This window comes from Butyrivibrio sp. TB (genome assembly GCF_900110805.1).
GTDB lineage: Bacteria > Bacillota > Clostridia > Lachnospirales > Lachnospiraceae > Butyrivibrio > Butyrivibrio fibrisolvens_C.
On record NZ_FOER01000002.1, the window covers coordinates 129,740 to 146,351 of the forward strand.

Here is a 16,612-nt window from a genome sequence, read left to right on the forward strand (position 1 = left end):
GCAAGGGAGGAAAAAATGTTACAACAGGTTTCAATCTATGCAGAAAACAAAAAAGGGGTGTACAGAGATATTACAGGACTGTTATCCAAAAACGATATCAATATCCTTGGCTCTGTAACCAATGACAGTGCAGAATACGGTATGGTACGAATGGTAGTATCTGATTCTGACAAGGCCATCAAAGTGCTTAGCGGTGCCGGATACATGTGCAAGACCACTCCTGTTCTTGGAATTGAGACAGAAGATAAGGTCGGAGCACTTAATAACCTTCTGGATGCTCTGTATGATGCCAACATTAATGTAGATTATATCTACCTTTCTTTTAACAGAGAATCAGGTAAGCCTATTATGGTACTTCATACAGAAGGAATCTACCAGGTTGAGAATATCCTTACCAATAAGGGATTTACTTCAGTCTAAAGCTTAAACAAAGCAGAGGCGTAGCCTTGTGACTATAGTATTGTGATGTCTGCTTATAAATCTATAATTGAATATAAATAGAGCCGGCTGATCTAAGCCGGCTCAACTTTTTGAAAACCTTTTGAGGATTATAGCAATGATGCATTAATCTTCTTACTCATTGACAGTAGTAAGATCGAAACCGAAGTAACGAACTGCGTTGTTGTAAGAAATGTCTCTTACTATGCTTCCAAGGTATTCATAGTCTTCAGGAAGCTGTCCGTCATCAACCCAGCTGCCAAGGAGCCTGCAGAGGATCCTACGGAAGTACTCGTGACGAGCATAGGAGATGAAGCTTCTGGAATCTGTAAGCATACCTACGAAGTTACCAAGAAGACCAAGGTTAGCAAGGTCTGTAAGCTGATCTGTCATTCCCTTGAAGTGATCATTGAACCACCATCCGGAACCAAGCTGAATCTTGCCTATAGCATCATCATTCTGGAAGCATCCAAGGATAGTTCCAAGTGCGGAATTATCGTTAGGATTAAGAGAATAAAGTATTGTCTTAGGTACGTCTCCTGTAGCACTGAGCGCATTGAAGAAGTTAGCAACAGCTGCTGTAGAAACCTGATCACCGATGCAGTCAAAACCTGTATCAGGACCGAGCTTTTTGAACATTGCAGCATTGTTGTCACGCTTGCATCCAAAGTGGAGCTGCATTACCCAGTTCTTTTTCTTATATTCCCTGGCAAGGAAAAGAAGGAACTCGTATTTGTACTTATCTACTTCAAGATCTGTAAGCTCTTCTCCTGCAAGTTTCTTGGACATGATCTGTTCGATCTCTTCGTCTGTAGAAGGAGCATATGGAACATAATCAATACCGTGATCAGATACGTTAGCACCATGCTGGATGAAGAAATCCATTCTGATCTTGATAGCTTCCTTAAGAGAAGCAAATGAATTTATAGTAACACCAGAAACTTTGGAAAGTGTCTCAAGATAATCTGCATAGTCAGGCTTGTTGATATTGGTAGCCTTGTCAGGTCTCCATGCTGGAAGAACCTTAACATCGAATGTAGGATCAGCTGCGATCTTCTCATGCCATTCAAGACTGTCAGCAGGATCATCTGTTGTGCAGATAAGAGTTACGCCTGAATCCTTGATGAGCTGTCTGCATGATGTATGTGCAAGCTTCTCATTACAGATATCCCATACCTCTTTACAGGTCTTAGAATTAAGAACGCCGTGATATCCAAAATATCTCTGAAGCTCAAGATGACTCCAGTGGTAAAGCGGGTTGCCGATTGCTCTTTCAAGAGTAGCTGCCCACTTTTCAAACTTCTCATAATCTGAAGCATCGCCTGTGATGTACTTCTCAGGTACGCCGTTAGAACGCATCTGTCTCCACTTGTAGTGATCTCCGCCGAGCCAGAGCTGTGTGATATTCTCGAACTTACGATCCTGTGCGATTTCCATCGGACTGATGTGGCAGTGATAATCAAGTATTGGCATCTTTTCAGCATAGCCATGGTATAACTTCTTGGCCGCGTCTGTGTTAAGAAGGAAATCTTCATCCATAAACTTTGTCATAGTTTCCTCATTTCTGCGCTTCAAATAAAGGTTGGTTTAAAAAAATAAAAAATATCTTCAATACTACAGCAGTGAGCGCTACTGCTATGGTATATTAAAACATATGTGACACACGAAATGATTAAAGCCAAAACTTCTTTGCGATTATTGCAAAGTAAGTAATCAGTTTTGAAATGTGCAGTCTTTTTGATAAGAAATGCATACAAAAATGACTGATGGACAATGTGTCATATCGTTTTGACATAAGTGTAAGCAATGTAATGATATTTTGTGTAAGAGCTTACAAAAATACTATATTCGATTGACAAGATAATTTCAAGACATTGCATTGCCCAAATAAATTCGATTTTTATGGGCAAAATTAATAGAAAATAGTATGTTTTTTTTGGTTGTACAGGTGTTCGATTTAATATATAATGTTAGCGATATGTAAGTATTTACAGACATGTGAATATTTATATATGACAAGTGGCCGTTAGAGTGATCCATAGGCCTTCTTGTGTCCAATGATGGGGTTATCCAGGAAATGAGGTTTTTGTAAATGGCAGTAACTATTTATGACATAGCAAGATTATCGGGGGTGTCAATAGCTACAATATCCCGCGTTGTTAACGGTAATCCAAGTGTCAGTGATAAGACCAGAGAGAAGGTTCTTGCTGTTATGAAGGAGTACGACTATACTCCCAATCCCTTTGCAAGAAGTCTTCAGTTCAATTCTATGAAAATGGTTGGAATATCATGCGCAGATATCAAAGATGATTATATGGCCCGCATGGTTTCTATCCTTGAGAAAAAGCTTCATGAATACGGCTATGATTACATGCTCCTGTGTAGTGGTTATGATCTTGAATCCAGAGAGCATGCAGTAGATCTTCTTCTTAAGAAGAAGGTAGATGCACTTATCCTTATAGGTTCACAGTTCCTTGGTAATTGCGAGAAGGATGAGGTTGCATACCTTCACAGAGATGCTGAGCAGGTTCCGGTATTCATACTAAACGGATATCTTGAGAACGAGAATATATACGGAGTACTGGGAGATGATCGCAATGCCATGTACAATGCGACAGAATCCCTAATAAAGGCAGGAAGGAAGAAGATCCTCTTCCTCTATGATTCCGAGTCTTACTCTTCCAATCAGAAGATGGCAGGCTATGAAGATGCCCTTAGAGATAATGGAATCCCGGTAGATGGCAATCTCAAGCTCAAGATCACATGTTCACTTCATGAAGAAAGAGATCTCCTTCTTATGAGAAAAGATCTTGAGTTCGATGCAGCAATCGCTACAACTGATGAACTCGCAGTAGGAGTACTTAAGTACGCTAAAGCAAGAATGCTCCAGGTTCCTAAGGATATAAGCGTAATCGGATATAATAACTCTCCACTTGCTGATTTCGTAGAACCTGAACTTACATCAGTAGATACCTCTATCAAGGACATGGCTCATGTCGCTGTAGACAAGATGATGGAATGTCTCCAGGGCAAGAAGGTTGAACACAAGACCGTGATAGAGTCAAGACTTGTAAAGCGCTGCACTACAGACTTTTGATTAAATATGAACGAGTCAGTACACTAGCGTCGAATGCTTGTAAATCTAGCAGTAGGTTCTAGTGTATGAATATCCTTCCATCCGGCAAAAAGGTCTGGATGAATGTGAGGTCCAAAAGTACAGTTTTCAAAAACTGCTGCGCCGTAAGGACGCCATGGACGTGCAAGATATACAGATCCGTCCGGACACCTGTCGGTTATAAAATTGCAATCTATAAAATGTAAACCGGATTCTCCCTTTGGAGTATTGGGAGCACATACGAATCCCTGAACAGCCTGTTCAACATATGTAGCGGGCTGTTCTTTTGATATAGTAGTCATATCACGAAGAGGAGCCCTGTATAGTGATACTATAGTGCAGTTCTTAAAAGTGGCATTGGCTCCGCCGAATATAAAATCAACATCACCTTCTATAATACAGTCTTCGTAGTACTGGGTGGTCATAAGACGTGGGCAGTCCCTTCTTGGTCCTGTGAAGCCGCCCTTCTCCCTTTCTTCAAGAGGAAGAGGAGACATGAACAGAGTATCCTGATGCCCTTTTAAATGAACACGTCTGCATATAACATTCGTAGCATCTGCATAAAGGGCGATAGCTTGTCCTCTAAGACGTCCATCTCCCGCGGTATTCTCAATAGTAAGATCTTCGATGATAGCTTCCTTGCCCGATACGAACATGGTATAGCTTCTAAATGTGCCAAGCTTGATACTGCCATCATCCGGCGCCTTGTCAAATCCCCCATCAGACCATGAGATAGTAGTAGCATCCATCCCAGCGCCCTTTATATGCAAGGAAGCATCAGAGGTACCATTCTTCTTAAAATACTCCGAATCATAATAAAGCTTCTTATAATAAATTCCCTTATCAAAAAAAATCTCTTTCATATAGTGCCTCTTTTTGGTGATAGATTGATCATTAGTAACTTAAAGTTTGCATTATGTTTGTTATATACTCGTGCAAAAAATCTATATATTATTCTATTACAAATGCTATATAGACAAAAGCCTGATTGCAACACAGGAACCTTGTAAAATAGGGCAGATTTCGAGAGGCAATGGTGGGGAGCGGGTTACAAAGGATTTCCGCGTTTTTTGAGCGTGTTATTAAATTCAAGAGCGTGATAGATGGCTCCTTCTATTCTGCATTGGGGGCCGCATGCCCCCGCGTAAGCGAGTTTCGGCCCCCAGAATAGAAGGAGCCAGATAGCATGCCTTGAATTATAACACGCTCAATAACGCGGAAATCCTTTGTAACCCGCTCCACACCAGTGTCTCTCGAAATCTGCCCTATTTTACAAGGCTCCGGCCACAACCTATCGGCCCGATTTCTCGCACCATTTGACTACATGTCCGTTTTGTGGTAAGGTTCGAACGTATGTGGGTGTTTGCTACAATTATCCGATTGCAGCAAACCTAACAGGGAACCGGGCGAGCTTCCCGGACAGTGCCGCTACTGTGTTGGAACAAAGGCTGCGCTTAACTGCCGGATACAGTTAAGAGGGCGCCATCAAAATGTGTTCCTAAGCCAGATACCTGCCCTCATATTGGCACAGATTCTACGGGACCATAGATAAGTGCCGGTCAAATATTCTGCATTTATGCCCTTTTGTCCGGTGTTCTTATAAAACTCCCTATGTGTCAACATATGTGTTCCTGATAGCGAAGCACTATCAAGAATACAAAGCTGATTCGATTTGCTTCAGAATGGAGAATATTATGAAAAAGAAACTTTTATTAGTAATGATGGCTACAACATTGTCATTTACAATGCTTGTAGGATGTGCATCTTCAGATTCCAAGAAAGAAGATGAAGCTGTATCAGAAAATTCAGATGATGCTGCCAGTAAGGCAAGCGATGAAGCAGATACTGTTGCATCAAACGCTCAAGAGGAGTCATCTGAGGAAGAGGCTGCTGCAGTAGAAGCTATAGTACTCAGTGAAGCTCCTGCTACAGATCTTGCAGGCAATGAGATCACTGTACCTACAGAGATTGATGCTATCGTTAGTATGTCACCTTCATCAACACGCCTTCTTATCGACCTTGGACTTTCAGATTATATCGTAGCATGCGATACATATTCTTATGAATATTATGGCGATGATCTTGTAGCAGATGTTCCTCAGTATGATATGATGGCTCCTGATCAGGAATCAATCGTAGCTCTTAATCCTGATATCATATTCACAACAGGCATGAGCTATGCTACAGGTAGTGATGTATATGCTTCTGTTCGTGAAGCCGGCATCTGCGTTGCTGATATTCCAAGCGCATCAACACTTGAAGAAATCGGTGAGAGTATCACATTCATCGGAGCATGCACAGGTACATCTGAAGAAGCAGAACTTATAGTAGATGAGATGAATGATACTCTTGCTCAGATTGAAGAGCTTGCATCTACAATCTCAGATGATGAGAAGAAGACAGTCCTTTATGAGACCAACACTCCTACAGCTGACTATCCTACAATCTATTCTGCAGGTTCAGACACATACATTGGCGAGATGATCGAGAAGCTGGGCGCTATCAATGCTACAGGAGATCAGGAAGGCTGGCCTTCACTTACAGAAGAGGATGCTATTGCTATAAATCCTGATGTTATCATCTCTACAGATATGTTCACTCCTGATGCAGTAGATACTCACCTTGCTCTTTCAGGTTGGGAGAATGTAACAGCTGTTGCTAACGGCGATGTATATCTTATGGAACTTTCAAATGAGCTCAATCAGCCCAACCAGCACGTAGTAAGTGCTATGGTAGAGATGGCTAAGTACATCTATCCTGATGTATTTGCAGATCTTGAAGATCCATTTGCAGTAATAGCTCGCTAATATATCATAGTAAACGACTTAAGAAAAGCACTTTGCCAGTCATCAGATGCCTTATATGCCAGCATTAGATAACCGGCATAAGGCATTTTCTAAAGTCTTTTACTATAGATTTATATATGCAGTCGGGGACTTAACAATATCATTGATATGCGTAGTTTCCCGGCTGCTATTTTTTCACCAATTGAAACCATTAGCCATTAGTGACATGGGGTTAGTATATGAGTAAAGAAAAAAGCTTTGGAAAAAATACTCTTGAAGTCATAACGATTCTGGTATGTCTTATAATTCTCGGAATATGCATGGGAATAGGAAGTGTAGATATCCCTTTAAAGGATGCCATGACAATCCTTGGAGGTAAGATCTTCGGAACATATATTCCGGATGAACTTGCTGCAACTACGTCTATTCTGTGGACTATAAGACTTCCCAGAGCCATGACTGCATTCCTTGTAGGAGGAGCACTTGCCTTGTCAGGTGCCATCATGCAGTCTGTACTTCAGAACCCTCTTGCATCGTCGTATACTCTTGGCGTATCAAGCGGAGCATCCCTTGGAGCATCTATAATCATAGTGACCCAGTTCACTATTCCTGCACTTGGAAGCTTCCTTCTTCCGACTTTTGGATTTGCATTTGGTTTTGCTACAGTTCTTCTTGTAATAGCTATCGCTTCAAGATTTGATAATACACTTCATTCCAATACGGTTATACTTATTGGAATGGTTGTATCCCTTTTTACCAATGCGGTTATGACTCTTGTAAGCTCTTTTGCCAGAGCACATTCACAGCAGCTTCTGTTATGGACGATGGGGTCATTTTCAGGCAAAAGGTGGTATCACGTGCAGATACTCCTTCCGCTGTGTATATTCGGAATGATCGTGACACTGTATCATGCAAGATCTATGGATATCATGTCATTTGGTGATGAGCAGGCATACGCAATGGGAGTTAATGTAAGAACAAGGAAAAAGATACTCCTTCTTCTTGCATCTCTTCTTACAGGAGCATCAGTCTGCTTTTCAGGAACGATAGGATTTGTGGATCTGATCGCTCCGCATGCAGTCAGGATTGTTTTTGGATCATCTCATAAGAGAGTCGTACCTATGTCATTTTTTGTAGGAGGCGCTTTTATGGCGTTTTGCGATATGGTCGCAAGAACAGCAGTAGAGTCAGAGCTTCCGGTAGGAGCAGTTACGGGAGTTATAGGTGCACCATTTTTTGTATGGTTGTATCTTCGCGGTAGTAAAGAGTCATAGGTATGAAAATATTCCATTTTTAACCTCATGTCACGAGCCAAGCGAGTGACTAATGGTTCAAATTGGTGGAGCTCGTGACACCAATTTGGTTTTGAAAATGGAACATTTTCAAACTTATACTTTTAAACATGAAATAAAGAGTCATGAGGTTAACTATGAAAGCAATATCTGTTTCGAATCTGTCAGCCGGATATGGAAGTGATCCTGTAATAAGTGATATAATTTTCGACCTTGAATGCGGGCATAATCTCTCTATTATGGGGGCTAACGGAAGCGGCAAGACTACCCTTCTAAGAAGTCTTACAGGACTTATTGGATATAAGGGCAATATCAGCATATTGGGTCAAGATCTTGGATCTTTAAAAAGGCGTCAGATAGCAGGTATGATGGCCATGATGTCACAGCTGTCTCCTGTATACTTTTCGTATAGTGTCAGAGAGACTGTAGAGCTTGGAAGATATGCAAGACGTGATAATGAAAGACATCAAAAGGGTGCTTCATTTCTGAATATGCAGCTAAGTCATCAAAGCCTTGTACATGACAGAGAAGTGGTTGATAAGTGCCTTGAAATGACAGGTCTTAAGGATATTGAGAAAAAGCAGATAAGTGCTCTTTCGGGAGGCCAGCTTCAAAGAGTCTTTCTTGCAAGGTGTTTTGCACAGGAGACTCCCATAATACTTCTTGATGAACCGACTAATCACCTTGATCTTAAATACCAGGCAGAGCTTATGGAGCATCTTGAGACCTGGTCTAAGGGAGAGACAGCTTTATATGATGGAACTGTGGTTCCTAATACATTAATCGGAGTTTTTCATGATATAAGTCTTGCAGTGGAAGTATCAAGTGATATGATATTTATTAAAAGCGGTAAAGTGCTTTGCAAGGGGGAAAAAGACAAAGTTCTGACCGCAGACGTACTTGAAGAAGCGTATGGAATGGACGTTGCCGGATATATGAACAGGCAGCGCAGAATATGGGGGACGCTTACGTAATGTATTAAACAACATGATACATTGTCTAAAGTTGTTTGATACATGTTACGAAATATGTACACATGCTCCTTCCATATACTAAAAATGAGTATCTTAATGGGAGGATTAAATGAATACAGACAAGATAAGTATACTAAAAGACAACATTGGCAAAGTAATTGTGGGCAAGGACCGTGTAGTGGAACTTGCCCTTTGTGCATTAATTGCAAATGGGCATGTACTTCTTGAAGATGTGCCCGGAACCGGCAAGACTGTCCTGGCCAAGTCTATTGCTGCATCAGCAGGAATTGATTTTGAGAGGATTCAGTTCACTCCGGATCTTCTTCCGACAGATATCACAGGTCTAAATGTCGTAAATGTTCAAAACGGCGAATTTTCTTTTCACAAGGGACCGGTATTCACATCTATACTTCTTGCAGATGAGATCAACAGGGCTACTCCAAGGACACAGGCAGGACTTCTTGAATGTATGGAAGAGCGCCAGGTGACAGTAGATGGTGTTACCAGAAAGCTTCCGGATCCCTTCTTCGTAATCGCAACCCAGAACCCTATAGAGACAGCAGGAACCTTCCCTCTTCCGGAGGCTCAGCTGGACAGATTCATGATGAAGCTCTCCATGGGCTTTCCTTCTCAGGATGAGGAGAAAAAAATTCTCGAAAGAGCTCTTACAGGTGACAGATTAAAGGCTCTTGAAGCTGTAGTAACAGGTGAAGATATCCTGGCATGGAGACAGGAAGCAAGTAGTGTCAGTGTCCACAAAGAGCTGCTAGCTTATATAACTGATATAGTCAAAGCTACAAGAAACAGGTCAGATGTGGCGGCAGGAGTAAGCCCAAGAGGCAGTATAGCACTTCTTCGCTGCGCCCAGGCACTTGCCTTCATAAGAGGAAGAGAGTACGTGGTTCCTGAAGATATCAAGGAACTGGCTGTTCCTGTGCTTGCCCACAGACTTGTGATCCCCCACACTTTTGGAAAGAGCTCATCTTGTGAAGATATAATCCTTAAGATCCTTGATGAAGTACCGGTCCCCACAGAAGAGTTCAGATGATGATCAAAGGATAACAACTTTAGATAAAATCAGGATGCTTCGGAGGGATGAAGTGCAGATAATACTGATAATACCTATAGCATTTTTTATATTCTATTTATATAGATCCTATTTTAAGAGGAAGTGGTCTGAGAATCTAAGCGCTACACTGACATTTGGGAGTGACATAGTAGAGGGCGCAGATACAGTACTTAAGGAAGTTATATCTAATCGCAAGAGACTTGGTATCCCTTTTCTTGAAGTACGTTTTCAGGTCGGTAAGGGACTTGAAGTAGAAAACGGTCAGAACGTAACTGTATCTGACAGGACCAATATCACGGATATATTCAGCTTAAGACGCTATGAGAAGATAACAAGGACACTTCCTGTCCATGGAGCAAGGAGAGGATATTATGAAGTCTTGTCAACAAGCCTTGTAGGCTATGACATGATAGGAGCGGTAGAACATTATGCTCTTAGAGATCAGAATACCTCTTTGTATGTATATCCTATGGTACTTCCAAATGACAGATTCGATGTTTCTTTTTCCAAGATGCTGGGAGATGTAGTTACCAGAAGGTTCCTTCAGGAGGATGTCTTCACATTCAGGGGGATAAGAGATTATACAACGCAGGATACTGTATCTTCGATCAACTGGAAGGCGAGCGCGGCAAGTGCAGGTCTAAAGGTCAATCTTCATGATCCTACATCATCACAGGAGATAGTACTACTTCTAAATGTTGAGGATCCGTCTGTATTGTATGATTCAGAGCTTTTGGAAGACAGTATCAGACTTGTCATGTCACTTACGACATTTTTCATCTCCAAACATATACCGGTAAGACTCATATCCAATGCAAGAGATATCATATCCGGCGATGAGATAGAAGAAAACAGCGGTAACTCCGATGATCACAGGCACCGCATAGCTATGGATCTTGCAAGGATAGATCTGACCAGGGATGTGCGCCCTATGTCAGAGATACTCATTGACAGAGTGATACCAAAGGCAAAGCTTGGATCTTCGCAAAGTGATGTGACGTATATGCTTATATCAAGCTGCCAGAGAGATGATATCATCAGGGCAGCAGGTGAGCTTGCAGATATAAACGGAAGCCTTATATGGCTAAGCCCCCTTACTCCATCCATGGAAGCAAGAGTGCCTGAAGGCAGGATACAGTTCCATAAAGTCAAACACGAATGAGGAAAAGAAAGAGACTTAGTATGATAGCAGAAACTGAAGGAATGACTGTTATACGCATAATCAATAACTGCATGGTGGCACTTAGCATAGTGCTTCTGATTCAGGGGGTCTATGTAGATATGTCATATATGACGCTAATGGCTGATCTTATAATATGCGCGGATGTGGTTGTACTTCACTTTATACTTGCATACCTAAGAAGACTGGTGCCATTTGCTGCAGGTGGCCTTGGACTTATAGGACTTAATTATCTTGTCTTGATGCAGGGATTCAAGGCAGGGAATTATAGCTATGTACCGGTCTTGGTAGTACTTATAGGTGCACTCCTTGTGGCAACATATGCACATCTTAACGAAGTTTGTGTGATACAGCCTACCTACTGGATACTGGTGTACCTTGGAGGATATCTGCTTCTTGCTACATTTATGAAAAGTAATATGCCTCTGCAGTTTGGAGAACTATATACTATATGTATCATAGTATTCTCATTCATATACTCGGTTCTGCATAGGCAGGATAGAAGATTAAGACTATCCAGTGACAGAACCTATGTACCTTCCGAGAGAATCAGATCTGCCAATTTCATACTTATGTCATTTGGAAGCGGTATAGTATTTTTTATAGGGATAGTATTCCTTATGATAGGGCATGGAGAGAAGATAATAAATGCAATATGGAATGCGATACTTGGATTCTTGAGATATCTGTTTGCAGGACTTGATTATGAAGCACAGGAAGAGGTAGCAGTAACCGGAAGTCAAGGTGGAAGCGGCATAGATTTTGGAGAACTTGCCCCGCAAGAAGAAAACCTATTCCTTGATAAGCTGTGGGAGATATTGTCATATGTAATGTCGATTGCTGTAATACTGCTGTGCATATATATCATTGTGTCACTTATAATAAGTTTCTATAAACGCTTCCAGCAAACAGCGGCGGTCAAAGAAAGAGACAAAGTCGAGTACCTAAAACCAAAGGAAAACATATCTTCTATTCATAAAGAAGATAGCAGTCATATAAGCTTCGCAGACCGCTCCCCTAAAGCAAAGATAAGAAGAAAGTACAAAAAGTTTATCAAAAAATCTCCCGGCTTTAATGACATAGAGGATGTCATGACTCCCGAAGAACTAGAAAATACCGCATATAAAGACACATATGAAAACAAGCAGAAAATCCACGAACTTTACGAAAAAGCCCGTTATGGCAACACCCCTGTAAGTGGAAAAGACGTAGCAGAATTCGAAAGATTGTTTTTTTAAGTAATAGAGATTTCGCTTAAAGTTAAGCGTAGTTGGTACTTTGGCTTTATTCTGAATCCATGATTCGAAAATTTATACCTTCTGTAAACATAAAACTTTCACCCCTTGCGGCTGTACATACATAGACCGCTTATAAAGTATTTTAGCGTTCTTTTGAAGGTGTTATAAAATTCAGGAGCGTGATAGATGGAACTTTATATTCTGCATAGGGGCCGCATGTTTGAGCGAAGCGAGTTTCGGCCCCTAGAATATAAAGTTCCAGATATCATGCCCTGAATTATAACACCTTCAAGACGCAAAAATACTTTATAAGCGGTCTATGTATGTACAGCCGCAAGGGGCGGCATATTTTTATCATATAGCGATTTTATGAAAAACCGAAGAATCTGTTGGCGGCGTTGTAGCACAGAATCTGGCATTTTCTTCCAAAGCGTGTATGAAGACAAAGCGCAGGTCCGAATATACCATGCATAAACTTTTTATAGAAATAGTTGTGGTTTTCTTTTAACCATGCAAAAAGCTCTTTTTTCTTGGCAAGGTTTTCAGGCGTACCTGACTTTATAAGAAGAATCGAGGATATTACAGTTATGATCTCAGCATAGTTGTACATGTACTTGCGAAGATGAGCATCCTCGACCTTTCTAAGATCAGTGCCATCGAGCATCATCTTGTTAACTCTTATCTGCTGATCGATCCTAGATATCATGACCTTCTCATTAACAGACTGATCTTCGCGGCCTATAAAATAGTGGTACAGATCTGTATCTGTATAATAGAGCTTCTTGACATAAGGAAGAGGCTTATATACAAAGAGATTGTCTACATAGAATGTGTGCTCAGGAAGATCAAGACCACTGTCTCTAAGTACCTGAGTACGGTATATTGCAGAATGCATCAGTATGTACTGACCCTTTTTGAAATGTCTTGCATGATCCCAGCCTATTACCTGATCGGTGGGAAGAGCGTGTGTATAGCGGATAACCTTCTTCCTGCGTGATCCGACTTTATCATAGATATAGTTGGCAAGAAGGAGGTCAACTTCTTTACCGGTTGTTATAAAGCCGTCAAGCAGTTGTAATATGTGATGGAAGGCTTCTACGCCTACCCAGTCGTCAGAATCTACAACCTTAAAATATGGTGCAGTAGCTTCTCTTATTCCAGTCATGACAGCTCCGCCATGACCCTTATTTTCCTGATGTATTGCGCGGACAATCCCCGGATTGGCCTTTTCAAGTTCCTTGGCAATCTTGAGAGTATCATCTTTGGAACCATCATCTATTATAAGGATTTCTACTTTGTCCCCTCCAGACAAAAGAGTTTCAACGCAGTGACGCATATAGTCCTGAGAATTGTAGCAAGGGATTGCTACGCTCAATATCTTTTTCATGATTAGTTATTGTCCTTGGATTTACTTAAATAATAGGGAATTTCAAACCCTGTAAGACATTTTATCACATTAAGTCAAACGTTGCTAAAAATAGTGATAAAAGGTATATTATCAAGGATAAACTGCAAAAAAAGCTGCCGCATGAGTCTGCGACAGCACTAAAAGCTATATTATTAGTAAAAGATATACATATCTGGCGATCACATCTTAATGAACTGACGTGTATCTTCGTTAAGCTGTTCGGTTACGCCGTTATTGGTAGTCATAGCTTCGCTGATACCGGATATCTGATCTACGATATCCTGAGAATTCTCAGCTGAGAGGTTGATGGCATCGGAAGCTTCCTGAACAGAATCTGTGATGGATGATATGGAATCAGCCATCTCGTTCATGTAGCTGTTAAGATTCTGAGTCTGACCTTCCATGGAGCTTAGCATGTCGGTTAAGAATTCTGCGGTCTGCTCATACTTCTCACCTGTTTCTACGAAGGAATCATAGTCGCTTAGAACTGTAGTATTGATGAAGTCAAGAACCTGCATAGCATTGTCTGCAAGAGACTTAACTGCATCTGTAACTTCATTACTGATATTCTGGATATTGCCTGCTGTCTGACGGGAGTTCTCAGCAAGGGAGCTGATCTCTTCAGCAACGACTGCAAATCCTTTACCGGCTTCGCCTGCCCTTGCAGCTTCTATTGAGGCATTAAGTGCAAGGAGATTGGTCTGAGATGCTATATCAAGGATTACATTTGTAAGCTCATTGATCTGGGCAACCTTTTCACTATCCTTGACGGACTGCTCTAGTACACTGGAGAGTTCTTCCATACGGGAGCCTGTATTGTCTTTTTTGTTCTGGGCATCTTTCTTGATATCGATAGCTTCAGTCTTGATCTCGCCTGCTTTGGTGGTTCCATTCTTGATACCGTCATTGATGGTGCCTGTGGCACTCTTGACATCTTCAAGTTTGCCATTGATGGTGCTGGCAGTATCTGATACGTTCTGCATGCTGGCAGAGAGTTCTTCAAGGGCAGCAGATGTATTGGTAACATTGTCGCTTGCAAGCTGGATCTTGCCTGTTATGTTAGAGGATGAATCTGTAAGTGTATCAGTACTATTTTTGACATTTCTTAATATTCCCTGAAGTGATTCGATGAATTCGTTGAAGCCGTCTTTTATATATATAAGTTCAGAAGATGTATGAGTTGTGATCCTTGCAGTCAAGTCGCCTTTGCGATCTCTTATATCTGAGATTATGGAATTGATCTCGCCTGCAATCTGTTTAACTTTGCGTCCTACCAACATATAGTTGAACATAATGGATATAGCTACTGCAAAAAGGAATATAACAAACATTACATTGACTTTGGTGATAGCACTTTTTTCCTGAGACTCAACTACGTTTGTAAGGATCTCTCTTAGATGGAGAATCTGTTCATCGAGAATTGTGAGTTGCTCTTTCATTGTAGCAAGCTGAGTAGAAGCATCTCCGAATACTACTCCGGTTATAGTATCTACATCAGCATTCTTTGATGCGGCTATTATATTAGTATATCCTTCTTTGTAACCTGAATAGTTTTCTTTTAATATACTGACTGCATTATTGGCTTCGTCAGAACCCTGAGAACCATGTGATGCCATTGATGTAAATGTGCTTTCGATCGTTTTAAGAGCTTCATCCATCTCGCTTAGGCAAGTTTCCATCTCGGTGTTCTTGCTATCAACCTGACCTATAGAAACGAGGGTATCATACATAGTAGCAAGAGCAAATCCATCATTGTCAAGTATACGCATATCAACTTCAAATATACGCATGCTGTCCATGACATTTTCAGCCATAGCTGTAGTACCGATTGATGTGTTAGCGATATTTATCATCTGAGAAGTTACTATAGCAATTGATATAATATATACGATAAGTAAGAAAAAATATGTGACACCGGACATTCCGGAGACAGTTTTTATAAATGGAACTTTTCTGGTATGTGATGATGAAGTCATATTACTACTGTTTTCCTTGGTTAGAACGTCCTTATTCCTGGCCATGATATCCTCGCTTTCTGATGCTAAGTCATCTTATAAAAATATTTTTGATTTACGTATTTGACGAATTGACTTTTTCACACGTCCCTTACGTCATGAATGTAAAGTCAAAACAACTACTACGTATCTTATATCGTATATAACCATCAAATAGTTTATAGAATAATTACATGTACGTTTATTGAAGCGCAAAAAATACTGCATAAGTTTTCCATTGGATAAACTTGAAAATCCCCGGCAATCGTAATGCCGAGGATTTTACAGATAGGATTACCTATGCAGTAGTCAACAATTGTCTGATATATGATATTATAGTATGGACGGATACGATTGTCCGTTTTGATTTCACTTATGTTCCTAATTTATGTACCAATATAGCACTATCAGGAATTAATAGCTCCTTTTATAGCTTTCATAAGATCATCATAGTTTTCAAAAGCTGGAAGATCAGGATTGTCAGCCTTGATCTTGTCTGTGGACTTGAACAGAAAGCCTGCTTTGCTTGCTTTGATCATCTCAAGGTCATTGTAGCTGTCGCCGCTTGCGATTGTCTCAAAACCGATGGACTGGAGGGCTTTGACAGTAGAGAGCTTACTATGATCACATCTCATCTTGAAGCCTGTGATCTCGCCATCTTCTGCAACTTCAAGGCTGTTACAGAAGATTGTAGGCATTCCAAGCTTTTTCATAAGAGGACTTGCAAATTCCTGGAAAGTATCAGATATGATGATAACCTGTGTAAAAGAGCGAAGCTCATCAAGGAACTCTTTGGCACCGGGCATGGGATCGATAGTTGCGATTGTTTCCTGGATCTCTTTAAGGCCAAGACCGTGTTCTTTTAATATACCAAGTCTCCACTTCATGAGCTTGTCATAATCGGGCTCATCTCTGGTTGTTTTGGAAAGCTCCGGAATACCGCTTGCTTTAGAGAATGCGATCCAGATTTCGGGAACAAGAACACCTTCAAGATCTAAACATGTAACGAACATTTAAAATTCCTCCTGAAAAACTTTTACTATAGATTGCTGTAAACAGTATAACAGCTTTTGTATTTTTATACACTAAAATATTAACGCGATAATTTATAAAATACC

The 16,612-nt window shown here is 40.8% G+C and carries 13 protein-coding genes and 1 riboswitch; of the genes, 8 read left to right on the forward strand and 5 right to left on the reverse strand.

Annotation, left to right across the window (positions count from 1 at the left end):
• Positions 1–15 precede the first annotated feature (15 nt).
• Positions 16–420, forward strand: a complete 405-nt coding sequence (locus BMX21_RS01925) for an amino acid-binding protein (RefSeq protein ID WP_074756338.1) — start codon at positions 16–18, stop codon at positions 418–420.
• A gap of 153 nt (positions 421–573) precedes the next feature.
• Here BMX21_RS01925 and uxaC read toward each other — a convergent pair whose 3' ends face one another.
• The gene (gene uxaC / locus BMX21_RS01930) at positions 574–1,989 is read right to left on the reverse strand and encodes a glucuronate isomerase (RefSeq protein WP_027203778.1); all 1,416 of its coding nucleotides are present in this window, start codon (positions 1,987–1,989) and stop codon (positions 574–576) included.
• Between the two features lie 541 nt (positions 1,990–2,530).
• On the opposite strand from uxaC, the gene BMX21_RS01935 reads away from it, so the two are divergent.
• Entirely contained in the window at positions 2,531–3,535 is a 1,005-nt protein-coding gene (locus BMX21_RS01935) for a LacI family DNA-binding transcriptional regulator (RefSeq protein ID WP_027203777.1), read from the forward strand.
• A 23-nt stretch (positions 3,536–3,558) separates the two neighbouring features.
• Here the strand turns inward: BMX21_RS01935 and BMX21_RS01940 are convergent, their stop codons facing one another.
• Positions 3,559–4,416 carry a pectinesterase family protein gene (locus tag BMX21_RS01940; protein ID WP_092040678.1) on the reverse strand — a complete coding sequence of 286 codons (858 nt, stop codon included), beginning with the start codon at positions 4,414–4,416 and terminating at the stop codon, positions 3,559–3,561.
• 477 nt (positions 4,417–4,893) lie between these two features.
• Positions 4,894–5,086: riboswitch (cobalamin riboswitch) on the forward strand.
• A 161-nt stretch (positions 5,087–5,247) separates the two neighbouring features.
• Here BMX21_RS01940 and BMX21_RS01945 point away from each other — a divergent pair.
• The 6 genes from BMX21_RS01945 (at position 5,248) to BMX21_RS01970 (ending at position 12,092) form a co-directional block, all read left to right on the forward strand.
• Entirely contained in the window at positions 5,248–6,360 is a 1,113-nt protein-coding gene (locus BMX21_RS01945; RefSeq protein WP_177173888.1) for an ABC transporter substrate-binding protein, read from the forward strand.
• Positions 6,361–6,578: 218 nt separating this feature from the next.
• Positions 6,579–7,613 (forward strand): FecCD family ABC transporter permease, encoded by a 1,035-nt coding sequence (locus tag BMX21_RS01950; RefSeq protein WP_022754955.1) that lies wholly within the window; start codon positions 6,579–6,581, stop codon positions 7,611–7,613.
• 155 nt (positions 7,614–7,768) lie between these two features.
• Complete coding sequence (locus tag BMX21_RS01955) at positions 7,769–8,605, forward strand: ABC transporter ATP-binding protein (protein WP_092040686.1); 837 nt, start codon at positions 7,769–7,771, stop codon at positions 8,603–8,605.
• 109 nt (positions 8,606–8,714) lie between these two features.
• Positions 8,715–9,653, forward strand: a complete 939-nt coding sequence (locus BMX21_RS01960; RefSeq protein ID WP_022754953.1) for an AAA family ATPase — start codon at positions 8,715–8,717, stop codon at positions 9,651–9,653.
• Between the two features lie 52 nt (positions 9,654–9,705).
• On the forward strand, positions 9,706–10,836 hold the full coding sequence (locus tag BMX21_RS01965) for a DUF58 domain-containing protein (protein ID WP_177173889.1): 1,131 nt from the start codon (positions 9,706–9,708) through the stop codon (positions 10,834–10,836).
• A gap of 20 nt (positions 10,837–10,856) precedes the next feature.
• Positions 10,857–12,092, forward strand: coding sequence for a hypothetical protein (locus BMX21_RS01970; RefSeq protein WP_143057192.1), 1,236 nt, complete (start codon positions 10,857–10,859; stop codon positions 12,090–12,092).
• 367 nt (positions 12,093–12,459) lie between these two features.
• Here the strand turns inward: BMX21_RS01970 and BMX21_RS01975 are convergent, their stop codons facing one another.
• From BMX21_RS01975 to thrH, 3 genes are all read right to left on the reverse strand, one after another.
• The gene (locus BMX21_RS01975; RefSeq protein WP_092040695.1) at positions 12,460–13,479 is read right to left on the reverse strand and encodes a glycosyltransferase family 2 protein; all 1,020 of its coding nucleotides are present in this window, start codon (positions 13,477–13,479) and stop codon (positions 12,460–12,462) included.
• A 200-nt stretch (positions 13,480–13,679) separates the two neighbouring features.
• Positions 13,680–15,521 (reverse strand): methyl-accepting chemotaxis protein, encoded by a 1,842-nt coding sequence (locus tag BMX21_RS01980; RefSeq protein WP_092040699.1) that lies wholly within the window; start codon positions 15,519–15,521, stop codon positions 13,680–13,682.
• Positions 15,522–15,901: 380 nt separating this feature from the next.
• Positions 15,902–16,507: a bifunctional phosphoserine phosphatase/homoserine phosphotransferase ThrH gene (thrH, locus tag BMX21_RS01985; protein WP_022756775.1), complete on the reverse strand. Its 606-nt coding sequence runs from the start codon at positions 16,505–16,507 to the stop codon at positions 15,902–15,904.
• Positions 16,508–16,612 lie beyond the last annotated feature (105 nt).